The organism is Paenibacillus rubinfantis (assembly GCF_001486505.1).
Taxonomy (GTDB): domain Bacteria; phylum Bacillota; class Bacilli; order Paenibacillales; family Paenibacillaceae; genus Fontibacillus; species Fontibacillus rubinfantis.
In genome coordinates this window covers 102,788-127,601 of record NZ_LN909059.1, presented here as the reverse complement: position 1 = coordinate 127,601, position 24,814 = coordinate 102,788, and the positions used below count along the sequence as shown (strand labels likewise).

General features: G+C 49.5%; 24 protein-coding genes. 17 read left to right on the top strand and 7 right to left on the bottom strand.

Annotated features, from left to right (window positions below; genetic code table 11):
• Positions 1-7: 7 nt before the first annotated feature.
• The 4 genes from BN3277_RS02335 to BN3277_RS02320 form a co-directional block, all read right to left on the bottom strand.
• Positions 8-916, bottom strand: coding sequence for a replication-relaxation family protein (locus BN3277_RS02335; protein ID WP_059040708.1), 909 nt, complete (start codon positions 914-916; stop codon positions 8-10).
• An 11-nt stretch (positions 917-927) separates the two neighbouring features.
• A complete protein-coding gene (locus BN3277_RS02330) occupies positions 928-1,776 on the bottom strand; it encodes a 30S ribosomal protein S1 (RefSeq protein ID WP_059040707.1) in 849 nt (282 codons plus the stop codon).
• Complete coding sequence (locus BN3277_RS02325; protein ID WP_059040706.1) at positions 1,773-2,252, bottom strand: hypothetical protein; 480 nt, start codon at positions 2,250-2,252, stop codon at positions 1,773-1,775. Before BN3277_RS02325 ends, BN3277_RS02330 begins: the two co-directional genes overlap by 4 nt.
• Positions 2,253-2,361: 109 nt before the next feature.
• The gene (locus tag BN3277_RS02320) at positions 2,362-2,988 is read right to left on the bottom strand and encodes a hypothetical protein (RefSeq protein ID WP_059040705.1); all 627 of its coding nucleotides are present in this window, start codon (positions 2,986-2,988) and stop codon (positions 2,362-2,364) included.
• Positions 2,989-3,242: 254 nt separating this feature from the next.
• Here BN3277_RS02320 and BN3277_RS02315 point away from each other — a divergent pair, with 254 nt between their 5' ends.
• Positions 3,243-3,557 (top strand): hypothetical protein, encoded by a 315-nt coding sequence (locus BN3277_RS02315; protein ID WP_059040704.1) that lies wholly within the window; start codon positions 3,243-3,245, stop codon positions 3,555-3,557.
• A gap of 8 nt (positions 3,558-3,565) precedes the next feature.
• On the opposite strand, the gene BN3277_RS02310 is transcribed toward BN3277_RS02315, so the two are convergent.
• Positions 3,566-6,055: a type IV secretory system conjugative DNA transfer family protein gene (locus BN3277_RS02310; RefSeq protein WP_232436305.1), complete on the bottom strand. Its 2,490-nt coding sequence runs from the start codon at positions 6,053-6,055 to the stop codon at positions 3,566-3,568.
• 580 nt (positions 6,056-6,635) lie between these two features.
• Between BN3277_RS02310 and BN3277_RS02305 the strand changes: the two genes are divergently transcribed.
• Positions 6,636-7,436: a helix-turn-helix domain-containing protein gene (locus BN3277_RS02305; protein WP_059040702.1), complete on the top strand. Its 801-nt coding sequence runs from the start codon at positions 6,636-6,638 to the stop codon at positions 7,434-7,436.
• A 221-nt stretch (positions 7,437-7,657) separates the two neighbouring features.
• Here the strand turns inward: BN3277_RS02305 and BN3277_RS02300 are convergent, their stop codons facing one another.
• Both BN3277_RS02300 and BN3277_RS02295 read right to left on the bottom strand, forming a co-directional pair.
• On the bottom strand, positions 7,658-8,995 hold the full coding sequence (locus BN3277_RS02300; protein ID WP_059040701.1) for an FtsZ/tubulin family protein: 1,338 nt from the start codon (positions 8,993-8,995) through the stop codon (positions 7,658-7,660).
• An 18-nt stretch (positions 8,996-9,013) separates the two neighbouring features.
• The gene (locus BN3277_RS02295; RefSeq protein ID WP_059040700.1) at positions 9,014-9,334 is read right to left on the bottom strand and encodes a hypothetical protein; all 321 of its coding nucleotides are present in this window, start codon (positions 9,332-9,334) and stop codon (positions 9,014-9,016) included.
• A 697-nt stretch (positions 9,335-10,031) separates the two neighbouring features.
• Here BN3277_RS02295 and BN3277_RS02290 point away from each other — a divergent pair.
• From BN3277_RS02290 to BN3277_RS02220, 15 genes are all read left to right on the top strand, one after another.
• A complete protein-coding gene (locus tag BN3277_RS02290; protein ID WP_059040699.1) occupies positions 10,032-11,021 on the top strand; it encodes a replication-relaxation family protein in 990 nt (329 codons plus the stop codon).
• A 114-nt stretch (positions 11,022-11,135) separates the two neighbouring features.
• Complete coding sequence (locus BN3277_RS02285) at positions 11,136-11,519, top strand: hypothetical protein (RefSeq protein ID WP_059040698.1); 384 nt, start codon at positions 11,136-11,138, stop codon at positions 11,517-11,519.
• 21 nt (positions 11,520-11,540) lie between these two features.
• On the top strand, positions 11,541-12,677 hold the full coding sequence (locus BN3277_RS02280) for a conjugal transfer protein (protein WP_059040697.1): 1,137 nt from the start codon (positions 11,541-11,543) through the stop codon (positions 12,675-12,677).
• Between the two features lie 21 nt (positions 12,678-12,698).
• Positions 12,699-13,010, top strand: a complete 312-nt coding sequence (locus BN3277_RS02275; RefSeq protein WP_059040696.1) for a hypothetical protein — start codon at positions 12,699-12,701, stop codon at positions 13,008-13,010.
• A complete protein-coding gene (locus BN3277_RS02270) occupies positions 13,010-13,414 on the top strand; it encodes a TcpE family conjugal transfer membrane protein (RefSeq protein WP_059040695.1) in 405 nt (134 codons plus the stop codon). Before BN3277_RS02275 ends, BN3277_RS02270 begins: the two co-directional genes overlap by 1 nt.
• Before the next feature lie 35 nt (positions 13,415-13,449).
• Positions 13,450-16,095: an ATP-binding protein gene (locus BN3277_RS02265; RefSeq protein ID WP_059040694.1), complete on the top strand. Its 2,646-nt coding sequence runs from the start codon at positions 13,450-13,452 to the stop codon at positions 16,093-16,095.
• Positions 16,076-18,814, top strand: coding sequence for a CD3337/EF1877 family mobilome membrane protein (locus tag BN3277_RS02260; protein WP_059040693.1), 2,739 nt, complete (start codon positions 16,076-16,078; stop codon positions 18,812-18,814). Before BN3277_RS02265 ends, BN3277_RS02260 begins: the two co-directional genes overlap by 20 nt.
• A gap of 20 nt (positions 18,815-18,834) precedes the next feature.
• Positions 18,835-20,652: a glucosaminidase domain-containing protein gene (locus BN3277_RS02255; RefSeq protein ID WP_059040692.1), complete on the top strand. Its 1,818-nt coding sequence runs from the start codon at positions 18,835-18,837 to the stop codon at positions 20,650-20,652.
• The gene (locus BN3277_RS02250; protein WP_059040691.1) at positions 20,652-21,050 is read left to right on the top strand and encodes a hypothetical protein; all 399 of its coding nucleotides are present in this window, start codon (positions 20,652-20,654) and stop codon (positions 21,048-21,050) included. Before BN3277_RS02255 ends, BN3277_RS02250 begins: the two co-directional genes overlap by 1 nt.
• Positions 21,051-21,261: 211 nt before the next feature.
• Positions 21,262-22,548: a transposase gene (locus BN3277_RS02245; protein WP_059040690.1), complete on the top strand. Its 1,287-nt coding sequence runs from the start codon at positions 21,262-21,264 to the stop codon at positions 22,546-22,548.
• A gap of 418 nt (positions 22,549-22,966) precedes the next feature.
• Complete coding sequence (locus tag BN3277_RS02240) at positions 22,967-23,368, top strand: DUF4258 domain-containing protein (protein WP_059040689.1); 402 nt, start codon at positions 22,967-22,969, stop codon at positions 23,366-23,368.
• 57 nt (positions 23,369-23,425) lie between these two features.
• A complete protein-coding gene (locus BN3277_RS02235) occupies positions 23,426-23,701 on the top strand; it encodes a hypothetical protein (RefSeq protein WP_059040688.1) in 276 nt (91 codons plus the stop codon).
• 232 nt (positions 23,702-23,933) lie between these two features.
• Complete coding sequence (locus tag BN3277_RS02230) at positions 23,934-24,128, top strand: hypothetical protein (protein WP_059040687.1); 195 nt, start codon at positions 23,934-23,936, stop codon at positions 24,126-24,128.
• A gap of 64 nt (positions 24,129-24,192) precedes the next feature.
• On the top strand, positions 24,193-24,444 hold the full coding sequence (locus BN3277_RS02225) for a hypothetical protein (RefSeq protein ID WP_059040686.1): 252 nt from the start codon (positions 24,193-24,195) through the stop codon (positions 24,442-24,444).
• Positions 24,445-24,468: 24 nt separating this feature from the next.
• Positions 24,469-24,813 carry a hypothetical protein gene (locus BN3277_RS02220; RefSeq protein WP_059040685.1) on the top strand — a complete coding sequence of 115 codons (345 nt, stop codon included), beginning with the start codon at positions 24,469-24,471 and terminating at the stop codon, positions 24,811-24,813.
• Position 24,814 lies beyond the last annotated feature (1 nt).

Genomic DNA, 24,814 nt, shown 5'->3' with positions numbered 1-24,814 from the left:
CAACCCGTCAATTCAGGTCGTAATACCGTCTATTGTCATTCTCGTAAGTAAAAAAGCTCGTCTTGAGGCTCATATCGGGATTATATAAATCCTCGTCTGTAATGAACCACGACGACTGCGCAGCCCCTTCCTGGAGCAATATTTTGTTTGCAAGACGTGCCTTATCCTCGGTTGAAACGAGAAAGACAAGAATTGCATCCCGCTCTACACTGCCCAGGTATTGCTTATAGAACTGCGCCTGGTAACGAAGAGTCTTCATCCACTTCTCATCTTCTCGGTGAACGACCAAATAGAACGTGAGTGCCTTTCCTTTGGGCGTCCGGAGAATGTATCGAGCAGTCGGGATTTGTTGCTCTTCTTTTAAGCTTAGAATGGGATGAAATTCGAAGTGCGTCATGTCAAAGTTATCGCGGAGCTGAATATAAAGCTCGTTTGTAACGACATACTTCATACGGTATAGCATTGTCGTGGGACGCGTCGCTCTCGGATCGCGGTGCCCCAAGAATACGCCGTATCGAAATTTCAGAATGTCCGCTCCGCTCGCGCCGAGTTCATAATAGCTCTGCCGATTTTCGTTCGGATTCGAGTAGCTTTTCCATTGAATCCTGCGAATCAATCCGTGCTTGAGCAGTTTACGAACCCTCTTCTTCGCCGTCTCTTCCCGTTCCGCGTCTGGGAAGAAAAGGCGCTGGATTTGCGGTAGAGTTACCCACCGATGAACAAATAAAAATCGAACGAGTTCAATGTCTCTGTCGGTGATCCAACCTTGCTTAATTTTCTCTTCGATGTAGTAAAACTCGTGGCGTGTCAGCGGATCCATACCCGTAATGTAGGCATAAGGATCGTCCCACACAGGTTTTGGCTGAAGCGTCGGTTGGTCCTCCGTTTTAATCAACGGTGACACATGATATTCCATCTCAAATCCCCCTAGTAAACTTCGTGAGGGAATTTAATAATTCTTGCCCGGATGCGCCTTTTCTCAATGTCGATATTCTTAATGCGGAGGCTCACGCTCTTCCCTACCAGCGTGCCGTGCGGCGGAGACTTAGGCGGGAACCATGCCAGCGCTTCTACTCCAGGTTGCAGCTTTACGAAGATGCCGACATTTTCCACGACGCTCGTGATCACGCCCGAATAGTAGTTGTTGACTCCGTAATTTTCACGTACACGATTCCATGGATCTTCAAGCAGCTCTTTTCGAGAAACGCGAACCTGCTTTTTCTCCCTGTCGATCTTTTTGATCTTGACGGTCAGCGACGTTCCAAGAGGAACAAGATTCCGGGCAGTCGGCGTCCAGTCGTATTCATAATCCTGAACAGCAAGGACGCATGTCACGCCTTTCACAAGGAGATATAGTCGCTCATCTTCCCATCCGGAAACCGTACCGGTTACGACATGATCTTCCTGTGCAGTCTCCCAAAACTCCTCCTGCAGTTCTTCAAGTGCCTGAATACGGGATAAGAGGACGATCCCTTTCTCCTCATCAAACACTTGGACCTTATCGGGGTCCAGCCCCATCTTCTGTACATCGAGAACCATAAAGTCGATCGTGTGATCGATAAAGCCGACTAGCGATCGGAACTTGTGGCGGTCAAACTGATCCTCATAAATCAAGCCTTTCAGACCGTTATTGAGTCGGACAAGTGCACATTGCATTTTCTTGCCGTGCGGCTCGTGCACTTCGACCCCCATTACAACTCCTTGATGGATTTGTCTCCGACGCAGTGACGTGCGATATTCTTGCATCGGATTGGTGACCAGCGCTTCGTTAATCATGCGGATTCCTCCTTGGCCTTGATATAGAGCGTGTATTTTTGATCGGTCACAGCTCGGAAACCAACGAGCTCCAAAACTCCTTGCTTCCTGTCAGTGACCTTGATCGCCCTTCTCTTAAACATTCGATTAACCGTCTTCTCGTCCATTTCAGACTGCCACGTAATCTTGTATAAACCACGAGACGGCGAGTATCGCGACAAGTCAATTTGGATATGAATGGAGTATGATTCCGGCTTATCGAGTTCATCAAACTGAACCCCCAAGTCGTCAAGGGCCATGCGGATAGTTGCATTTCGGTTCGACCACTCCTGCAAGATGCCGGGATTGATTCGCTTCATCACTGTTACGAAAGCGTAGATTGGGACCGATTCGTTTAACATGAGGCAGTTGTTGTAAAAGTTCTCGATCCTCTCTACGCTGCAGGAAGGGTGAGTTAAGACGAATTCCAATTCGCTGATTAGCTTTTCATCAACCAATCGAATGCTCCTTTCATCATGGGACTCCTTTCTCTTGTATATTGGTTAGTTAATTAGTATATATATCTATCAATATACTACAATAGCATGGTAAAAAAATGAAGGGCATTTATTTGACCCTTCTTAAATGTGATGATGATCCTTTGGCTCGGATTTGAGTCACCGGCTTTACCTTCGGCTTTTCTGTGAACCTGAGATTAAGCATCACATCGCCATAACGGTCGGTCTCCGGCACAACCGAATATTCAAAGTCTTCGTAAACAATATACGAATCAGCATCAAACGCTTCTCCCCCAGCGACCTGCTCAATAAGGTGCAACAGGATTCCTCTCGCAAAGGGGACATCGGCGGCAATATAGGCTTCCGGATGGTTAAAGAGCTCCGTCAGGCCCTTGGTCATATATTTGACTGGTTTTTCTGATACGGGATTGTTGATGGTAACAATCCTAACGTCATCGGCTTTTGGGAATACAATACGGGCGACGTTTTCCACTTCGTCTACTTCAAACCGCAGTAAACGACCATTAAAAACCCATACTCCCTGTACGTCAAAATCGAGAGAATAGATCCGATCAAGGATCGAGTAGAAAAGCATCTCGTAGTCTGCTATTGTGCCTTCAAGGTATAGATCCGGGTAACCATAGTGAGTAAGGCCATTTGTTCGTATATAAAGTACCTGGCCGTCAATGTTGGTTACCACAATTGGTTTGATTGAAGGATCGATAAAGTGGTGCATTACGCCGCCCTCCCTTCCAGTGCCTTACTGTAAAACTTATTATAATACCAAGACCCTGAAGCACAAAATTTTTGATAAACTTTATTATCCCCCTCTATAAATTGAGGTTAAAATTAGGTAGAATGTACTAGGAAGATTGATGCTCCATATGCAGTCAACATTTGGTAAGTAATTGCTCTAATTGATATATATTATTTAGTTATACTGTGTGTTAATATATATACTAGTATCCCGAAAGGTTCGGTGAAGTAAAAATGGCTCAAGATTTTGACCTGTCCATGCAGTTAAAGCCATATTTGGAGTCCATGATCTCTAAACTACCAAATGCGCCCAAACTTATCATGCAGGCGTTATCTAATAAGGACTACAATAAAGAAGATCTATCGATTGAAAGTAGAGTGCGCCGCGGGGAACTCAATTATGCTCTCTGTTGGATCGAAGCATTGGGTTTTGTTCAGTTCAATACGAGTGGTCGGCAGAAGCTGTATAGCTTAACCCCGCTTGGAAAAAAAGTGTACGAGGAATTCAATGATCTGTTCCATAAAATGAATGAGGAACAAAAAGAGTAGCAAACGGATTACTCCGTTTTGCTACTCTCTTTCGCATTACGGGCATTCTGCGCATCCCGCTTAATTTGTTGAGCGATTTTTAGTGCCTTGTCGTCTATGCTGGCCGGCTTAAATGTTACGCCGCTTGGGGAGACGATCCCCTCTCCTTTCTCCTCTTTCTCGGAGTTTTCCTGCCCCGGTTCACGAGGCTCATCCCACAGGGGATTTCGGATTGTTTCCTGCTTAATGCTTTGCTCTTCAGCAATCGCTACGGGTGCCATTCCGGCGTGTTCTGCCTCGACTGCCGACTGCTGTTCTTTTCTTTGTTGGGCATTTCTCTTTATTCGTTCAAGCCGAGCCTCATCCTTTTCAACTTCAACAGCCTTTTGTGCTGCCGGGGTCTCTTCGATATCGACTTGCACAACAACCTCCGTCCCGCGTTCGATTTGTTCGTCCAGACGCTCCTCAACATCGTCTAAGTCAGTCGATGGACGATTGATTGGAGAGAATAATACTCTTGGGAGCGGATAGATCAGTCCAATGACAGGCTCAAGTCTTACATTGTTATGCACCCCACGGAACAAGCATTCGGCCGGCTCTCCCGTTTCTGGGTTATACCCTTTTAGGCTTAGAATTTCTTTCGGCATCACCGTGTAGCGCTTTTCTTCCTTAATCTGCGTTCTGAATCCAGTCGTGGACATTTCGTCCGTACCGCTGCTCTGCCCGATCTTATACTCTTCGCCAATCAAATCCGCATAATATTTTGCGTCATCCGGATCGAGGCCCGCCAAGATAAATTTCTGGACAGCGTTCTGCTTTATCATCGCAGCAAGTCGCTTGCTGACGTCATTAAGTTGTTCGTTGCCCTGGTGGATAACGTTTACGTACACTTCAAATTCACGAGCCATCTCCAAGAAAGTAGAAAACTCCTCATCGGCAAACATCTCCAGCTCGTCCACGGTTAGTTGATGAGGGCGAACCTTTCCATCAAGATTTCGACGGAACGTACTTGCCCGCATGAGGTTAAGGAACAACCGACCGGCTGTATAAGTCAGAGTTTGCAATGTACCATAAGCCCCGTTGAATAGAATGATCTCACCGTTTTCTAATGCCTCGTCAATGCTGAAAGTCGACTTCCCGCAGAAGATTTTCTGAATGTATTTGTTCGAGGTAAGTTCGGATAGATAGTCGTATAAGTTCGAGTAAGTTTGCATCGCATGCTCCTGCATTTTCGGAGATCCGGCCATGTTCCTTGTGTATTCAAGCAGGAGCGGGACTTGGTTGTCTTTGCCTTGCAATGTGAGCTGATGGATGACTTCCGCGCGAAAGTCATCATTCAATGGCTGAATAAGACGGTCGAGCTCGTTATACGTAACATCATTTCCGTAAACCATTTTAAGAGCCTTAACCCCTACCCTGAACAACTGCGTTGCGCGGCTCTTGAAGTATTGGACTGCATCCGGTCCTAAGTAGGCATGGAAAGCAGCGACGTTTGCCTCGATCATCGGTTCAATATCCTTTCCTTCCGGAACAAAGAAAGGATTCAGACAATCCGAATCATCGGTTTGAGGGTCAAGTCTGTGATACGGTCGGCCGACGCGATCTAAAAAATTCGCCAGGCGTTTAATCAAAGAGCCTTTTGGGTCAATAATGGTGCTCCCCATGAAGTCATTCAAGAGGTCTTGCGTAATAAGGTTTGTTGCGAACAGTGTTTTACCTGCGCCGGTGCCCGCAATGATTTGACCGTGCTGAGGTCGGTCATTACGTGAAAGTTTCATGAGCTGGCTTTGTCTTTCCTTCGTGGGCCGCGTATAGAAGAGCTCCAATTCGCATGCTTCGGAGTAGTACCGCAAGTGACTGAGACAACCGGGTTGATTTAAGTCGATCCCCCCGAGCTCCATTAGCCCTTCCCTTGGGAATGATTCGCTTTCTACCTCCTTGTCATCCCCTGTATTAGCGTCCCCTTTCTTTGGAGCCTTCTGCTTTTGCACGTTTGCATTGGCAGCTGCTTGTTCCGCGGTAGCGGTAAGTTTGCTAAATATCGTTGCATTTACATTCATCTTCAGTGTGTAGTGGAGTGTCAGGTACACTGCCAGGACGAGCAAGAACGCTGCAATGATAAGTCCCGGGGTCCTCTCCACATAACAAAGGATTATCTGCCCCAACGCGAGGGCGCTGAAAGCATTCAAAAATGTTTGAATTACCGGTTTCGCGTACTGATTTTGGAATAAAGCTGGACATGAATATATCGTATGTCCCAGAAAGCAGGCAACAAGCAAAGGTATTGCTCGAAAAAATACGGGCTCCGCTGCTCCATATATCACATCCTGGTATCGTCCAACCAACCATAAAAAAATCAATATAAGGAAAAAGAGCAACGAGAACGCCTGAATGTTCCATATTACGTTTTTGTTCGCAGGATCAAGGGTAAATCGGCGAATGGCTATGTATATGTTCTTGAAGATGAAACCCAGCATGTGCCCGATCGCCGAGAAGATCCCACCTAAGACCAAGCCCACGTACTTCAAACATGAATCGCCTCCATTCTTGTATATTACTTAATTGATATATTACAATCAGAAATCCCATCTTGTCATCAACTCTTCCTACTTGGCTTGATAATGAAGTAGATCGGCAGCACCTTTAAGGTACTCCCCCCACTATTGGAGACCACTCCCACTCGGAAAATAGTATTAAACTGATGCGATCCGTACCTCCAAACCCCAAATCAGCCCCCTCCCACTCTATTGTAGACCCCCTCTAAGTCCAGAATCGCCCCCTCCAACCCTATGAGAGACCCTATCCACGTACGGAAATACACTTCTTCACTTTACCATGTAGGTGTATTTACAATAGAGGTATCTCTCTCCAATAATAATCATATACCACTCTATCAATATAGGTGTACCACTCTCTTATTATGCATATATACCTCTCTCAAGCTCTTGCATTGCTCTCCCCCTATAAAGAATAGACTTCCCGCGGCAGTAGGAGTGAGATATAATTCAACATAGAGGTATGTCCTTGGCTATTCGGATGCGTCTCTCAACGATTTGAGAGGGGGTCTCCAATAGAATTGGAGAGGAAAGGAGGGAGAAAGTGGACGAATCTATTTACGAAAAGGCGTATACGATCAAGGAATTTAGCGAATTGACTGGAGTGCCCCAAAATACGCTTAGGAATTGGGAAGAGAAGCTCGGAGAAGCCTTTGTGGTGCCGCGCGATCCGCACGAGAACCGCTTTTATACTGACCGCCATCTGGAGCTGGTGCGGCTAATTCAAAAATGGCGTGATTCTGAGTACGAATTGAGCTTTACCCAGATAAAACAGATGCTTCTCCATATGCAGGAAGCGGGGCCGACAACACGTAGTTTCAGCCCTCCCACGGATGGGGAAGGGGGGTCCAACTCTCTTGTAGCGGTCTCCCAGTCGGGTGGACAAGCCATCCAACTCCAAGAAATGCAGCAGTTAGTCGTTGGAATGGAACAACGAATGCAGCAATTCTTTGGTCAGCTGGATCAGGTACTGCAAAAGCACGCTGAGAGCACTCAAGAATTCGTTCGATCGGAAATCGAATCGTTAAAAGCAAGCCAGGATCAGCGCGACGAAAAAATTATTCATGAAATCGAGACAAAAATCCAAGAAAAACTCAATGTAGAACAAGAACAGATTGTCCAGAACGTACAAAGCATCAAAGAAGAGCTGAAATCTCATGTCGCGGCATCCAGCGCCGGTGCGAAAGAGCAGTTGGAAGAGCTTATGGCTTCAGCAAAGAGCGAGATCCAACAGCAAATGAAGGACCAAATGAGCGAGTGGGCTGTAATTTCGCGTAATGAACTTGGGGGGCTCGCAAAGAAGAAGAAACGAGGATTTTTTGGATTATTTGGTGGGGGAGACTAGCGGGGGAATGAAGTACCCCGCTTTTTTATGCTCTAAAATTAACGACGCGTTACGTGACGTAACGCGTCTTTACGTATCAAATCTGGTGGTCTCATTCACCGAAAACCTTGATATTACTGGGTTCTTGAGTATTACAGTAGTCGCCAATTTACGATGCGTTACGTTGCGTTATCATACAAACGAAAACCCTCTCCCATTGGTAGGGGAGAGGGTTTTCGTCTTTACAGTTTGAAATTGTCGTCATCATCAGCAGTGTTTGCTTTGCCGGTCTCGGCAAATAGATCGAAGTCGCTGTTTACTGGCTCTCGCGTTGCAGCCACTTCAGTCTTAGCAATCGTCTTGAATGCGGAGAGATCCAAAGACGGCTTGTTTTTCCGTTCGCTTTTCTTCGCCTCCAGTTCCTGTTCCTCCTGATCGATCTCCTGCAGCATTCTGGCAATCCGTTCTGGGAGCGCGGAACAAACGACTCCTGTATAAAGGATGGCTTTATTAGTTTCGGGTTCCTGAACTCTTCCGCGGCTCGTAATCGTTCCCCAGTTGCTGTTCTCAATCAAACCGGAGTGCGGCTTTTCCGCATTCGCGATATACCGGCCAAAGCGTTCCTCTAACGTCCGAAATTCCGAATCAGAGACGATTGGGTTCTTGTGCTTCGGATGTACAACAGCAACGAACCCATTAACAGCATCCAGTTCGTAATCGTAATCGTTCGCAGTCGGTGATTCCCGGAAGCTCTTTGCGATCAGGGACGTCAAGCTGTTAACCTCCATGGGATCATCTTCATGGATATAGCACTTGCCCGACGAAAAATACCCCGGCGTGCTCAATACGTCAAGAAGCTCGTCCTCGTCAAAGGTTTTACTGGATGGGAGGGAGGTAAGGAAAGCGACTTCCGTCAGCAGTGCCGCGAGTGTGCTATTGCCGTAATCTGTCCATTCGAGCTTCGTGTCCGTATCGCTGAGGATCCCTTCCGTCATGTTAAACAGCTTATCGTTATCGATGATCGTGACAGAACCGCAAGCGTTCTTTTTGATGAGGTCGTCGATATGTGATAGCCCCCATCGAGCATTCTTCTTGATGCCTCGCTTTTCCCATGCCCCCGGAACAGAAACGATCGCCCCAAATGAAGGCTTACCGTTGAACGGTTTCCGTACTCGGCTGAGATTGCTAAGGAGAATAGGTGCAGCTGCATTCCCGGTTCCGCCACCCATACCGGCGATCACAAATACGAAATCAGCGTCAACAACGTCTGGGTTATTGAGGAGCCCAAGCACTTTCTCCCGGTTATCCTTTACAGCTGCTTGTCCACGCTCGATATCCTTGACAGCCCCGTTGTAACCGTCCAGCTTGAGGATATTCTCCTTATCGACGACCTTTAGATCCGCAAGGTCCGACTCAGAGGTATTGAGAGCAAAGACCTTATGTCCCAGTCGTGCAAACTCATCGCCTTGCCGGCCGCCGAATTGACCGCAAGCAATAAAACAAAACTTCAGTTTCTTGCGGTTACCGTCATTCCTCCGCATAAAGCCTTCCAACGTGATAAATCCAAGGTTCATTTCCATACGTTACGCCTCCTTATACTATGCTTCATTTTGGTGTTCCTTGAGATTTCGCAAGGTTCTCGCAAGTTGCCGCCCTCGAATTTCATCGGGTATGTATTTTTTCTGCCGTCGATCAAGAGGGGAGGTCTCTACATTCACGAACCCATTTGTTTCAAGGAGTAACAGCGCCTTTTCAACTAGATAGCGGTCCCCAATTTTGTTTACTAGGTTCGTCCACGTGATGCCGCCTTCGCTTTTATGGTTCCATACTTCTGCAAACACAGCGGTCATTTCTTGTGGGATTCGCCTGGCGATAAACTCCAACAAATCTTCAGGATAAGATACCCCATTGGTATTCAAGCAACTCACCCCCTTTTACGCCGCGTAACGTTACGTTATCGTAGCTGCTCTACGAGAAAACCGCATAAATACGGGCTTATTTAACGCGTCTTAACGCAGCGTCAATATTGCTTCTCTGGGCAAATTTTACGCATCCTTACGTTGCGTTATCTATATTATTTGACTCGACGGGTTAAAAATCCTGCATGATTCTAGTATTTTCCGGAATCATTTATGGTGAAATTAGCGTTGCGTTACGCCGCCTTATAATTATTGAGGAGGTTATTGTTTCCTGTCAAGCTATCAAGATGGCATAGGATAGCAAGAATGGGACGGAAGCTGCCTACCTAGCGCCAAAAAATTGATCTCCTTCTTGGCTGTGTTTTACTATAAAAGGTGATTGGGAGCGGTCTAATAGTGGAGGGAGGGGTCTCCAAAACGAGTCCTTTATTTTTTGTTCACCGTGTTCATTCATCATGCTTCAATGTGTTCGTTTATCGGTCGTATTACCTTTCGTTCATCGTCTTTTTTGCTGTCCATTTATATGAATTTCTATCTATTCATCAATCACTTTGCACATTGACCGTGACAATCGGCTTTATGAAGCCAAAAGTTCGCGTGCGGCGTCATGTCCGCTGCATGACGAATTCCCGACTAATACCCCTGAAGGGGGCAATCAACCCAAACCCACTCATGGGCTACGAAGGAGCTGATAATAATGGCCGACAATGTTTATTCCGATCGAAGCGACCCGTCAGAAGAAAGCGGCAGAAAACGGAGGCGGGGAGGGGGAGACTACTCCATCGGGGAAACGATTGACCTGCTTACGGAGAGGGAATGGCGCTTATTGGTAGACCTATACAAGTGTCGTTGCTTTCCTCAATCTGTCGTGGTAGACACCTACTTCTTGGACACACCGGAACTGTACTACACGGAATACGCCAGAGCCGACGAAGTGGGAAGACGCTCCATGGAAGAAAAAAACCGGAACAGGGCCGTCTTAAAAGCGCGGCGGACATTCAAACGGCTGAAACAACGGGGGCTCGTAGAAACCACATCCGTCCTACCTGATTTGATCGATATGCCGGCGCATCGTAGAGGTCGTGTTACGGGTGAGACATGGTACTATCTCTCGCAAAGAGGGATGCGGATCGTAGAGAAACGGCTTGAGGTTCCCGAGGAATCTAGGCTATCTAAAGTGGAAGTGGATATGGAGCGGGCAAAGAAAGACCACTATTGGGAGCTTGGGAGACTATACCTCGATCTCCGTTACAAATGGATGGTACAGTTCTCTGACTTGAAACAGTTCATCGACTGGGACTGGTATCCATCCGAAAGTGTATGGGGAGACAACGGGGTCATGGAAGTTCGTCCCGACGCGATCTTACGGATAGGGGAGCAGCTGTTCTTCATTGAGTTGGACCGATCTACCGAGCCGGTGCAGAGGTCTCCCTTTTATACGGAGCAGGTCTCCATCCAGAAAAAGCTGGAGCGGTACAGAGACGTGATTAAGACATCCACCAATACAGTCATCCGAAATGCGATCATTTCTTTCGTCATTCCGGATGCTGTGTATAAGACCAGATTGAACAATATCACCAAGGCGGCCGATAAAGTATTTGGGAAGGGGCATCGTGTTCTTACCGGACGGGGCATAGAAGATATTCTTATCGCATATTCGGATATCGCATCGTCCTCTAATGGTTGAGAGAGAGATTCAAGAAAATGTTGCCAACTCCCGCTCCCATTGTTGTATATTAAATAATATATTGGTTTGTTAGATTATTGATTAACTAATATACAAGTGTTAGGGGTGATGTTGTTGACCAAGAACAAAAAGGTCGTCCTGGTAAGCGTTGGGGTGCTCCTACTTCTGATCGCATCCGTCATCTTATTCCGTAGTCCAACGAAAGAGGTTGAGCCTACGGAAAGCCCCCCGGCGATAACGGAGCCCGTGGCCCCCGATCCCGCTCCTACGGCGACAGGCGGATACGACGATTCCCATGAAAGAATTGGGAAGGTCATTGACGATGCAACTGCCGCGATTGCGGAACGGGCTCCGGGTTGGTGGGACAAACTCGTTTCGTGGGGCGAGTGGTTCATGGGGTTCAAGACTGAACACGCCATTATCATCATTCTCGTCGGGTTCTTCTTCATTGGCGTTGTCTTTAATCCGAAGAATCGCAACAATTCCAATCATCGTTAGGGTTAGGAGGTGAATATTGCTTTGGGTCTTTTTTCAAAACGTAAACCGGCTGAAGTGGGGGACGCAGCCGCTGAACTAACGGACAAGCAGACCGCCAAAAAGCCGAAGTCTGACAAGTCCATTAAAGAGAGAGCCCCCAAACCGAGAGCGGGCTTGAAAGTAATCCGAACATGCTTTTGGGTGTTCGCCTGCTTTATATTCGCGAAAGGGTGCATGGAATACGTGCGAGGGGAGCGGGTAATCAACCAAACGATCATTGAAGGGAACACCGCTCCGGTGATCGAGGAACAGGTGAAAGGTTTTGCTGCAGACTTTGCATCCGAATATTTCACCTGGTCAAAGAACAGTTTCTCTGAACGGTCGGAGAGACTGGCTCCTTTCGTCTCAGGAATTGATTCTGATGTGGGGTTAAAGTCTCTCGATATTAAAGGTTCAAGCCGCGTACTTTCAACCGAAGTGTATGACGCGAAGCAACTGAGTGATAACAGGGTTGAGGTAACGGTCATGGTTCGAAGAGAAGTGGAGATCCCTCCGGCTTCGAATGACGCTTCTTCTGCGACCGGAAATGATGCAGTGATCGCAACGCCAATTTCAGCGCCGGTCAACGGCATAGCAATCAAGAAGGCTTACATGGTGGTGCCGGTTACGGTTACCGACAAAGGCATGGTTATCCGTTCGTACCCCCGTTTCGTTACCGAACCACCGAAAGCCGATGCAACCGATCCGACGATTGGACCATCCGTTTCCGATGCTCCGACGGTAGAGATGGCAACCGAATTAGCCAGCAGCTTCCTGCGTGCTTGGTACGAAGGAAATGTCAGTCAGCTCCGGTACTTCTACGACAATGCGAACGATGCGCCTACTACGCTGATCAAATCCGATTTCGTATTCGACTCTGTCGAAGATCTCAGATTGCATCGAGTGGAAGGACAAAGTGAGGTAATGCGCATCACTGCATCGGTAATCGTCAAAAGCGATATCGAAGAATCGTTCACAAACGCATGGTCATTCGATGTAGTCGAGAAAGACGGTCGTCTCTATGTTCTGAAATCCCCACAAAGTGAGGAGATCTTGCCGGCCGAGGCCAATACAGATTCACAGAACACCCCGTCGCCGGCGTCGACACAACAACCCGCTCCCGCGGAAAATACGAATTGATGATGAAGGGAGATTAACTCTATGAAATTTTTGAAAAAGGATATCGTACTTCGTGCACTTTTACTGTCCGTCGTTCTCATGAGCATCGCTACCCCAGTATTTGCAGCTGATGGGCCTGGCAAAAAGTTGGGGGACTGGTTGTCGGAAAACGTAGGCGGAGTTATTCCCGGTATCCTTGCGCTTATTGGCGGCTATCATCTGATTAAACGAGATTGGATGAAGTTGATGAGCTTTGTCGGCATTGCACTTGTTGTAGCCATTCTGCTCAACTGGAATGACGTAAAGAAACTCGGTGAGTATCTCTTTGACCAGGTATTCGGGGGAAGCATTTGATGGCCGAGAAGCAGCACGAATCCCCTCGTGTCACCGTATCCAACTACACGAAGATTTGGACGTGGGATTGGGTCATTTATGCATTCGAGGGTAAGAAGCTGCCGGTACCCGCCAACGTTCGTGCAGTGGGTACATTCTTCGCATGCTTGATCTTTTGGGCGATCGTCGGACAGATTCTATTTTTCATCCCCGATGGGTATGTCTACGGAGTCCTTCCGTTTGCATCTACCTGGCTGATCATGAAGCAAAAGCTCGATGGTAAAGCACCGCACAAATGGCTGCTGTCCATGATCTTTCATTGGATGCGGCCGAAACACCTGCGCAGATATCGGCAAATTCAGCATACGAAGCGTTATGCCTACGGTAGCAAAGTGGTGTATCGCACTCAACGGGAGCGCGCATAGCCGCGCTCCTTTTGTTTAATGAGGAGGGTTGATCCTTGAGTGTTTCCGTTCCAAGTAAGGTAAACAAGATTCAGATTGAGTTTCCAATCGCATATTTTGAAGGCAATCTATTCTTTAACCACAATAAGCAAGTGTGGGCGATCTACGAGCTAGAGCCGTTCGTGTACGATCATCAAAGTGATCAACAGAAGATTGATCGCCTAATCGCGCAGACGTCATTCTTGAGCATGTTGACCGATCAATTCCACATTCTCTGGCTTCCGAAGTCCCACGACATAGCCAAACATCACGAGCAGCTACGCACCCGAAATAGCGGTCCGCTCAAGAAATGGGGTAATCGTTACGTCTCTGCACTGGAAGAACACCTCGATGAGCTCTATAACACCACAGATGGTTCCAACAACGCGGAGTATCGTCCCTACGTCATCGTCTATATCCCAAAGAGCGACGATAAAGACCTTGTCGAGCAGATCGGAAACGCCTATACCGAAGTGAAGAAGATGGTGCTCCATCCAAAGCGTTTCATCGAACATATATCCGGATTGAACGAGCCGGAGATTTTCGAGCACGAATTCCAAGCCTATTCGATCAAGGAACGCCAGATATTCGATCGGATCTCGCGACGTATAAAAGTGCGGAGGGGTACGCCGGCCACGACGGAATGGCTGATCAAACGCAACTTCTGGTGGGGAATTGCAGATCCGGTACTTCGCTCTACGAGCGAGAAGCCGTGGTCGCCCAAAAAGCAAAAAGGGAAGCGGGGCGGTCTCGATACGTTCCTGTACGACTCCCGCCAAGTTATTACGCTCACCGAAGCCGATATCGACTGCTCCCATCCGCGCCGTGTAAAGATCACGCAGCCGTATGATGGGGACGACCAAGTGGTCTACCATGCGTACCTTGCCGTTTCGGAATTGCCCGACAATATGGATATGCCGGGGAGCGAATGGCTGTATAGCGCAGCGACCCTTCCGTTCCCGGTACAAATGAGCATCAAATGCGAAGTGCTTGAGGCGCCAGAAGCGTTAAAAAAGCTCTCCAAGAAAAAAACCGACATCGACAACCAAGTGAAAAATGTCCAGGAAGCGGGAGCGACGATTCCGATCGATCTCGCGGAGAAGCAGGAAAAGGCGCTCTACCTTGAAGACGAATATAAAAAGCGCAAAAACCCAACGTTCATCACGCACGTTACATTTGGTCTGTTCCATACGGACATCAATTTGCTGAAAAGTAACGTAAAGATCCTGCAAGACCATTTTCGCGACTTCGGGAATATTCATGTAGAACTGCCGGCCGGCGATCAATGGCTGCTGTTCAATGATTTCATCCCGGGTTCTCCCCGGTACGTTTCGGATTACATCCAGCGTATCCCACCCGAAACGCTTGCGGCAGGCATGTTTGGCGCAACGCAAATGTTGGGGGACGGTATCGGCCTGTATATCGGAACGACGGGTTCTCTCCAACGTCCGGTATTCGTAGACCTGCGGCATGCAAGCCAAATCAACCGATCTCCGTCATTTACCATCAGCGGTACGCTCGGCGGCGGTAAATCCGTCTTGCTGAACTTGCTCGGTTACCAGAACTCTGTGACCGGGGGGAAGACGCTGATCTTCGACCCGAAAGGCGAGCGCAGCCATTGGCCGGAAATGCTCACCGAGTTGAAGGGACAAATCCAAGTCGCCACGCTGTCCGCTTCAGCCGAAGACCAAGGCAAGCTCGATCCGTTCGTTATGCTTCAAAACATCGAGGATGCCAAAGAAGCAGCGATGGACATTCTGTCGTACCTGGCGTCTGTCAAGAGCAACTCGGTCGAGTACAGTTATATCTCCCAGTCCGTTATGAAGGTCGCTTCCGAACCGAGACCGTACCTCATGAAGTGCATCGAGGTTCTTCGGGAAATGGGGGAAACCCGCCCGCCGGCCGCCGTCGTCGCGGAAGTGCTTGAAAGCTTCAGCGACTTGTCTTTTGCAAAGCTGTTGTTCGGCAACGGGGAACAGAAGACGATCAATCTCGACTATGCGATGAACATCCTGCAAGTGCAGAATCTTAAAATGCCTCCTGTCGAGAAGCCGCCGGAGACGTATTCTCTCGTCGAGAAAATGTCCATCGCGGTCATGTACTCGATCGGCCGCTTCATGGATACGTTCGTTTATTTTGACCGCTCCGTCTTCACCTTAGCGGAGATGGACGAAGCGTGGGCGATTCTGCGTACTCAGATCGGTAAGGAGATGGCGGACCGCGTCATTCGGACAGGACGTTCTCTGAATGGCGGTCTCGGGATTGCGACGCAGAACGCAACGGACGTCGCGGGCGACCTCGCGGGTAACATCGGGATGAAATTCGCCTTCCGCGACTCCGACACGACCAAGATTAAGAACACGCTGTCATACTTCGGCTTGGAGCATACACAAGAGAATATCGATCTCATCAAAAACTTGGAGAACGGTCAATGTCTCATGCAGGACATATACGGCCGGATCGGCGTGTTAACCGTAGACGTTGTGTTCCAACGACTATTCGACTGCTTCGATACGCGTCCACCGGAAGCGGGGGAAGAAGAGGCCGCGGCGCCGGACGAGGAAAATGAATTCTCCATCCTCGAACAGTTCCAGTCGCACTACGACAAGCTCGTAGCCGCGGGGCTTGAAGGAGGCGAGCCAGATGATCCGGAAGACGAATAATCGCTCCCGACGGGTGAAAATTGTTCTTCTTGGCTTGATTTGCTGTCTGTTACTTGGAGTTATTCTGCCAACCACCATTTACGCTGCGACACAGGACGAGAAGGAATCGTCCATTGATCGCATGGTTCCTGATGTTGGCAGCAGTGAAGCGCTATACAACAAATACGGCGCTTCCCATTACGCTTTCCAGACTGTCTTGCCGGAACGTTCGTTCTGGCAAGTCGGTGCAAAGGCTTCCGATGGTATTGTACGGGTTTACGATCATATGCTTAGCGCCGTGTTTTATGTGCTTGTCCAAGGGACGCGGTTGTTTACGTATCTGACGCACCAAGCGTTTACCTTCTCGTTTATGGATCAGTTGATTGAAGCGACGGAGGAGATTATCCAGAGCATTTCAGGCGTCAAGAACGGCTCGTTGGGGAACGGCTTATGGGGGAGTCTGTTCGGTACTTTCGCCATGATTACGATTCTCTACATCCTGTTCAATATGCTTCGAGGCCGATATATGGACGGCTACCAGTCTGCTGTTGGTTTCGTTATGGCACTCGTCATTTGTCTCGGTTTCTTCGCGAATGCGGGGTCGGTCATTAAATTTTTCAACGGTGTCGGCAATGAAATCGGCGGCCTCATGTATTCCGGCTTGGCGAAAGCGACCGGACTCAATACGAATCCCAACGTCGGCGTTAAGGTAATTTCCGAGCAAGTCTGGAATGAACTCGTTGTTCGCCCTTACGCGATGCTGCAGTTTGACGATCCGAATGTGCGGACGAAGGATGAAAAGACACTCCGCGAAGTGCTTGCCACCGACCCATTCTCACCGGAGCGGGAAGCAGCTCTCAAAAAGGCCCAATCAAAATATCCTGCCGTCGCGCGCGAACGGTCCAATGAGCAAATGATCATCATCACGAGCTACTTCATCTTTGGGGCGTTTATCCTTGGCCTATTCCTGTTTTGGGCGGTCGTATCGATTTTCTACCGCTTGAAGCTGCTTATCCATGCAGGCGTTATGTCGGTCACGTTGCTCGCTACACTTCTCCCTGGCAGGGAAGCGGGATTCAACTCCATGCGGCAGCAGTTTATCAAGTTGATCGGCCTGAGCGTTATGACCGCATTCGTCATGTTCTTCCTCAGCCTATCGCTCGTGTTCGGTCATAAAGCGTATGACGTGGTATATGATTCTGGAGCCGGTTGGTTCACGGCGCTGATTGTCGAAGCGATCGTCGTTGTTGTTATTTTCAAGTACCGCAATGAAATAGGACAAGTGTTCAGCAAAGCGGCAGGGCATATCCCCATGCCAGCACGACCGAAATCTACGGTACTGGATGCACTTCAACGAAATGTCACACGAACGGTGTATAACAGCGCAGCTAGCAGAGTGAGCAGTTTCTTTAACCGCAAAGAGCATGAAGGAGTGCCTAGCACCTTTAAGCCATCCGCGCTCAGCACGGCGGACACCAACATTAACGATGCGACGACAGCGAGTATGATGCTTCGCTACCAGCGTGAAAAACAAGCTGCCGAACAACTGGCGACAGAAAACGGCGGACCGGTTCAATACTCGCCGTTCGTTCAAAAGGTCAACGAAAACCTTCGGGTTGGCACAAAGAATCCATTCCGCGGGATGGACAAAGAGTGGAAAGAGGAGAAGACCCGCCTATCCGCCATCAAAGCAGATGGGGGAGACGTGCGCACCGCCGTTCTTATGCAGGGTGTGCGTGACGATATGAACGATCAAGAGGTAGCCGCGACCTTGTATTCGAACGAGAACGCGATCCGCGATGCTGGCTCGTTTATGGTGAATCGACCGAAATCAGCTGTGAATCAACTCAGCCGAGCCAAGACGCTTAACCGTAACCGTAAACTGGAGACGGCCGTCGATGATTTTGTCATGGTTCAACTGTTTCAGCGATACAAGACGGAATATAAAAATGCGGTGGACACGTCAATCGAGACCGGCGAACCGGTCCGTCATACCGACTTCGTCAAAGGGATGGATGCTCGCTTCAAGGAAGCGGGACTTAACACGACGCAGAAGGTCAATACAACTATGCTTTCGAGGAATGGGCGGATTGCGGTAGCCTCGCACTTCCATTCCATGCCGGAGTATGGGGAGCAGAAGGAGAGACTTCTCAAGGCGAACGAGGCGTTCCGGAAGGTAGCAATTCAAGGCGGCGGCGTTCAGGACGTTGTGGAGTTCAAGCCGCACCCGCTCCAAAATCCCGCTTCGATCTTGAAGAACATGCCCCCGCTTCCGAAGGCAGGAGACATTCCTCCGGCGCCTTTGCTTGCACAGATGAATGCTGCGGGCGCCATCTCGTATACGACGAGGACGCCGCTTCTGATCACAGCGACGAACGTGACCGATCCAAAGCTCGTCATCAAGGACGTCAAGATCAGCAATCCAGAGCTGAAAAACAAGATCGAGTCCTCCCGCGCAAACCTGAAAAACAACCTTACGTCTGCCGAACTTCAAGACATGCGACTCGTCATCGACACCAATGCGAAAACGGAAGTCGTCATGAACTTGAAGAACAAAGTGTCAACAGAGGTCACCGGCGGGCTTGACGATATGCAGGCGTCGCTAGAGATTATGAAAAAGGCGCGCGGCCGGTTACCCCAAGCCGACGTATCCGCCGCAAACAAGAACATCGAGCAGTCTGTCGCGAAGAAGGCGCAAAGCGGGCGCAAGCAGACCAGGACGCTCAAACAGCTTGACTGATTGGGAGGGAGCAGAACGCTGTGCTTGATCCCAAGGTTGTCATAGGGGATGCGTTAAGAGGGGGATTGAACGGGGAGCAGCTGAAACAGCGCGTCATCGAAGAGCTGAAACGGCGCGGGATGAAAAAGCTGGCATCCACCGTCTTAACGAATCCGATTTTCTGGATCATCGTCGCCGTCATCCTCGGGCTTTATCTCTTTTTCCTTCTGTTGGCGACAATGGTTTCCAACAATACGTCGGTTTCATCGTCAGCGTTTGTTACGGAGCGGGTGGTGCCGCCCCAAATCTACTACCGCGACATAGAAACAATCCTTACGAGTGATTTCGGGGAGCGGACCGACCCTGTAACCGGAAAAACGGCGTTTCACAACGGGATCGATTTTGGGCTTCCCGTCGGGACGCCAATTATCAGTTCGTTCGACGGGGTCGTCACAACCGTAAGCTATCCGTCTTCAAATTCAACGGAAAGCAACTACAATGCCGGCATCTATGTTGCGGTGAAGAGTGCGGATCCCGAGCTCGATGCCACGACCCGGTACTTGCATCTCAGCGATGCTTTTGTCACCCCCGGCCAGGCGGTTCGGCGAGGCGAAATTATCGGCTTGTCGGGAAACACAGGAAAATCGACAGGGCCGCACCTGCACTACGAATGGATTCCCACCGGCGCCGATCCCGTTGACCCGACCATGTTTATCATGATGATGTCGAAGGCGACGGACGCCGCTAGCAAGGAGGCGTTCCGGGCGATGGACAAGGTGCGATGGACGACTGAGAGCGGGGACTACGATTACCGATCCAGGAAACTGCTCTATTTGAGCGGGGTCTACATGGAGACTCCCGCTCCCGCCTTCAACACAACGGGAACAGTATCCATTCGTAAATTAGGGGGCGGACATGTCTCATCACGTACCGGAAACGGCACGGAAACCGAGGCGCCGCAGGACACGGAGATCGTTACTGTGCCACCCGACCTCGGCTCGCTCACACACCCGTTCTTCATGAAATACGCTGCCGCAGCGCAGGAGGAGGAACGCCGAAGCGGAATTCCTGCAAGCATCACGCTCGCGCAGGCTGCGATTGAATCGGGCTACGGCAATAGCAGCATTTGCAACAACGTATTCGGTATCAAAGCAAACCGGGGGTACGACGGTCCGACCTGTTCTGCCGAGACAAACGAGGAGTATGGCGGCGAAGTCGTCCGTACCGTTGCTGTGTTCCGCGCATACGACAGCGTGCTTGAATCCTTCGCGGATCACTCCGACTTTCTCCTGGAGAATCCGCGATACCGCTTTGCTCTCGCCCAGGAGAATCCGTACGCATTTGCGAATGAGCTGCAGCGCGCCGGCTATGCGACCGACAGCCAGTACGCCAACAAGTTGAAGGCGATAATTCGTAGTCAAAACCTCGCTATCCTAGACGCCAACGGAGGCATCGACCCAGAGACAGGGCAGCCATTTGCAGATGTTCCGTTCTTTGGCGGAAGCGGGGGCGGCGCCGGGGATGGCTCGGTAACGTTCGTTTTCGGTATCCAGCAGGTTTACGGAGACTACGCCAAGAAGGTAAACCGAAGAACGGTAACGGTGAGAAATCCGCTTACCGGGGCCACCACCTCGCATGAGGTCGTGACCCGATCCAATCTGATGGATCCGACGTTCAACAAGCCAATCATCAATTTGGTGAATTACAACAATGTGATAAACTATGGATATAGCGGAGAGACGGAAGCCCCCGATATGTACGTGAAGGACTTGCCCTCCGCTATTATGGTGACCCTAACAGGCGGTACCGATGAGGACTTATTCGTATCGAACGTTCAATACGTCAGGGGGACATACTGATGAATGTACAGATGGTCGGTCAACTTCAAACAGAGACCTACTTCATGCTTAATCTTGAAATCGCCTTTACCGGCGTCCGGGAATGGTTTCAAATGGCCGGACAACCGGCAGACGACCTCTTCCTATTTCGAGCCATTCTCATGCCGGACAAGCTCCCGAGCGAACAGCAGGTTTCATTCGCACAGATGGTCATCTTCCGGCACGAGGACGTATTCTTCCAGTTGCACCGTGGGCATTCGACGGAAGACCCGCTCCACCAGCTGCTGATTCGCCTTCTGAACGTCCGGATGCTTCGCGGTGACGATGAAGCACTCCTTGACCTGTGGGAAGCGCTGAAGCGGGACAAGGCTTCGGAGCAGCCTAAATACGCTCCAATACACGCATTTTTCAACATGTGACGTATTTTTTAGGGGTAATGGGATCGGCGCAGGTACGGCAGGCTCCACGCACCTGAATCAAAAATGAATCGTTAAAGCCATGTGGGAGTAAGGTTGCGAGGGTATTGTCGAAAATAAAGAAAATCCAAATTTTATTGGCAATTTTGGAGGGGGAAACGGCTTAAATAGAGAAACCTCCTAATGGCAACCAACCATAGGAGGTGAGGCCACTGTGACCAGACAGTGGGCAAGAGAACTAGTCTCTCACTCCTCCAAAATATACCAACTTAGAACAATGGTCAAGCAGGCAAAAGACGGAAGACGTAACCCAAATATCAGCTCTTCAACGATTTTCGTGGTTATGCTCTTCTTCTTTCTGTTTCGCTTGCGCAGCATGGAGGAGTTGGACCGGAATGTGAAGAAAGGCCGGTTCCGACAGCTTGTACCGGCTAAGGAAAAGATGCCGTCACATGATGCGGCAAGGCAAGCGTTAATGAAGTGGGACTTAGAGAGCCACCGGGCTAACCACGAGTTGTTTATCGCTAAATTCAAACATAACAAGGGACCATGGAAAGGTGCCATCAACGGTTGGCGGACGGCTGCAATCGACGGAGTGGAGCTGTTTGCAAGTAAAAGCCGCTGCTGCAACGAATGTTTAACGAGGAAACTGTCGACTGGGGAAACCGAGTATTTTCACCGGGCGGTGTTTCTGCAGAAGGTCGGAGGAGACCCGCGAATTGTTTATGGAGCTGAGCTTCTAAAAAAGAAGGACGGGTCGGATAAAGCGGAAGGCGAAGTTGCTGCGGCCATGCGACTCATTCACCAAAGTGCAGAGCGACACGGCGTTCTAGCGGATGTGCTGACGCTCGACGCTTTGTATGCGCAGGCCCCGTTGATTCACGAGGCTTTGGATCATCACCAACACGTCGTGGTACGCATGAAGGAAGAACGACGACGAATCATGAAGGATGCAAGAGGGCTGTTTGAATCGAGATCGCCGGATGTAGCTTGGCTGGAAAAGGACTCAAGCGGTAACCAGGTGTTGGTGCAGGCATGGGATGAGGAGGACTTTACCAGTTGGGAGCAACTACGTGTCCCTTTTCGGATGATTCGGATGATACGTATGACAGAGCGAAACGTGATTGTTGGCGGCATTAAACATAAACAAACTGAAATATTGGAACGATGGGTAGGGACCACAATCGATAAAGGTGCTGCCGGTACGGATACGATATCTCGAATAGCAGCGGCAAGATGGGACATTGAAAACATGGGGTTTCACGACCTGAAGACATACTGGCACATGGATCACGCTTACGTGCATCATCTGACCGCCATTGAAGCAATACTTGGTTTTCAGATTATGGCCATGAATTTGTTTTATGCGTTTTTATTTGGTCATCTCCATCATTTCAGAGAACGGGGAATACCGCAGACCGAAGTGGTGGAAGAGCTCAAAGAACAAACGCGATGGATGTCTGAGCAACTGCTGACGCCATTGATCTGGGACGACAGCTGAGGCGTATTATCGACAGCTCCTCAGAGCCTGAATATGACAAGTTGCATTAGAGCCATTCCGTTGCTGTAATGCGAAAAAAGGAAGTTCGTATCGATTAATCTGTATATGGATCACAATAGGCTCGACTTCACACGAATAAACGCATAGATGGAATTTCGATGCGTGGAGCCTGGCAGGTACGGCCGTCCTATTGCCCCATTTCCATGATTAGGCTATAATTTATGTATTACGAATCAACCAATTACTTGTCTTCGCTGCTGTATTTCAGTGAAGAAGGAGCATGTTGTCCTTACACGACAACGATAGGTAAGTGCCTTGATGCAAGAGTTCGGAGCAGACCTTTCTATGGGTGTGCTCTTTTTTGCGTTCGGGGCTTTTTTTGTTGATCCAATCCATCAGCAAGGGGGGTAATAGGGATATGGACTACCGCAAGGAAAACTGGTCCTACGAGTTGGAGTGCATCCGCAAGGCGGTGAACGGCGGGGTCGATGGCTTTGTCATCGAAATCGCGGATCACTACCTCAATGATCGGCTTGCCAATGACGAGTACGCGAACCGTACTTACACGCAGATCGACATTGCGGTTGCGATTTTTAACGGAAGGATAGTCGAAGGCTATTCGAGCGAAGATAACCGGAAGCGGGAATCCCGATCCTCTGGCCTCGTCGCCCCGAGCCGTCTCATTCTTGGGAAGGATTTGCAGGGGGAATGGTTCATTGTGGTCGTCGGACTGCTCTCTTCCAAGCATTTTAAGGTGGTTACGTGTTACCCGCCTGCCCATCGTCATCTTCCGCTCATCGAATCCTTCGAATCAAACTGATTTTTTTGGGAGAATGCGAAAACCGTGATAAAATAAGGTCAGAAGGAGGCGTTGCGTATGACGACTCATTGTGACCGGTGCAAAGGGGAGTACAAAGAAATGCTGACGACGAAATCCCAGGCATTTGAAGGCGGCACCCTGACCGTTTCCGATATTCCAGCAAGGAAGTGCGAATGCGAAGTGCTGACGCAGCTTCCGGACGGAGTAATCGTGGACGGCTACAAAATGCTGCTGGAGAAGCATGGCATTGTCGGAGATGTAACGGTCTCGTTGGCGAAGCTCAAAGAGCATTTCAAGCCAATGGATTTTATCGCGCCGCACATCAGCAACTAGGCAGGCAATAGGAAGGGGAAGCCCCAGGTATGGAGCGCATTTGCGTCATCCATTCCCGGGGCTTTTTTCATTTTCGGCAATAAAAACAACGAAAGGATTGAGGTCCATGCCTACGAAGAAGGCCGACAAAACGAAACTGCTTCTGTTAATCAGCTACTTCATCGGCACTCTAATCATTATCGATCGACTGATTTTTGGCTAAGACACAGGACTTTTGAAAGGAGCAATAGACATGTTTACATGCCATCGCAAATTCAACGGCGGAACCTTGATCGTAACGGACATCAGTGGGACTGAAGTCGATTTTATGGAATTGATCGATCGTTACGTCCAGTTGCTCAATCAAAACAGAGTGTACGGGACAATCGAAGTAACGCTGGAGAAGTTGATCGAGAAGTTCAACACTCCGTTGAAATCGAGCGCGTGAACGAGAATACGGGGGCGAAGAGGGCGGAGGCTCTCTTTTTTTATGCCCGAAGGAGGCCATAGAGATGATTAAAAAAGTATCGATTCAGCTCAACCGGAGCCTGATCTGCGGCGGCGTTGCGATTGTGGAGCGGGACGGGTCGGAAGCCTGCATCTTCTTCGATGTGGTTAAGACCAAACCGCTGAAAGTCATTGTCGGCAGCCGCGGAAAGGAAGTTCCCGAACGGGATGCAGACGCCTATGAAGCGGCGCTGCTGGCTCTGTTCGAGAAGCACAATGTTCCGCTGAAACTTGGGACGTATTCCATTACGGCATAGAGCTGTACGAAAGGGGCAATAGAGATGACGAAATCTGAGCGCAAGCCAATCTGCTTACTCATGAACCTTGGCGGTTTCGAAACCCGGATGAACGAGCTCTTGCTCAAGGCGTACTGCCTCGGGGACTCCATTTACTCCTTAACCGGAGACGGCATCATGCCGCTGGCGGAAGGGAATACTCCCGTTCCCGTCAACGTCATGTCGCTCTCCCGAGGCGAACTGCATGTATGGTCGTCACTGATCAACGAACAGTTGCGCGAGCAGGGGATGAATGTCGCGAATGTCGTGATCCTGGCGGCCGGCCGCAAATACTGCGGGGTACTCCCGCTCGGAACGGCCATTACCCAAGGCTTCCGGATAGGAGCGTGAA

Bases quoted from the DNA above. Each gene is read 5' to 3' on its own strand.
- BN3277_RS02330 (WP_059040707.1), bottom strand. From the start codon at position 1,776: ATGATTAACGAAGCGCTGGTCACCAATCCGATGCAAGAATATCGCACG.
- BN3277_RS02220 (WP_059040685.1), top strand. From the start codon at position 24,469: ATGACGAAATCTGAGCGCAAGCCAATCTGCTTACTCATGAACCTTGGC.
- BN3277_RS02320 (WP_059040705.1), bottom strand. From the start codon at position 2,988: ATGCACCACTTTATCGATCCTTCAATCAAACCAATTGTGGTAACCAAC.
- BN3277_RS02230 (WP_059040687.1), top strand. From the start codon at position 23,934: ATGTTTACATGCCATCGCAAATTCAACGGCGGAACCTTGATCGTAACG.
- BN3277_RS02300 (WP_059040701.1), bottom strand. From the start codon at position 8,995: ATGGAAATGAACCTTGGATTTATCACGTTGGAAGGCTTTATGCGGAGG.
- BN3277_RS02240 (WP_059040689.1), top strand. From the start codon at position 22,967: ATGGACTACCGCAAGGAAAACTGGTCCTACGAGTTGGAGTGCATCCGC.
- BN3277_RS02250 (WP_059040691.1), top strand. From the start codon at position 20,652: ATGAATGTACAGATGGTCGGTCAACTTCAAACAGAGACCTACTTCATG.
- BN3277_RS02235 (WP_059040688.1), top strand. From the start codon at position 23,426: ATGACGACTCATTGTGACCGGTGCAAAGGGGAGTACAAAGAAATGCTG.
- BN3277_RS02270 (WP_059040695.1), top strand. From the start codon at position 13,010: ATGGCCGAGAAGCAGCACGAATCCCCTCGTGTCACCGTATCCAACTAC.
- BN3277_RS02315 (WP_059040704.1), top strand. From the start codon at position 3,243: ATGGCTCAAGATTTTGACCTGTCCATGCAGTTAAAGCCATATTTGGAG.
- BN3277_RS02275 (WP_059040696.1), top strand. From the start codon at position 12,699: ATGAAATTTTTGAAAAAGGATATCGTACTTCGTGCACTTTTACTGTCC.
- BN3277_RS02225 (WP_059040686.1), top strand. From the start codon at position 24,193: ATGATTAAAAAAGTATCGATTCAGCTCAACCGGAGCCTGATCTGCGGC.
- BN3277_RS02290 (WP_059040699.1), top strand. From the start codon at position 10,032: ATGGCCGACAATGTTTATTCCGATCGAAGCGACCCGTCAGAAGAAAGC.
- BN3277_RS02260 (WP_059040693.1), top strand. From the start codon at position 16,076: ATGATCCGGAAGACGAATAATCGCTCCCGACGGGTGAAAATTGTTCTT.
- BN3277_RS02335 (WP_059040708.1), bottom strand. From the start codon at position 916: ATGGAATATCATGTGTCACCGTTGATTAAAACGGAGGACCAACCGACG.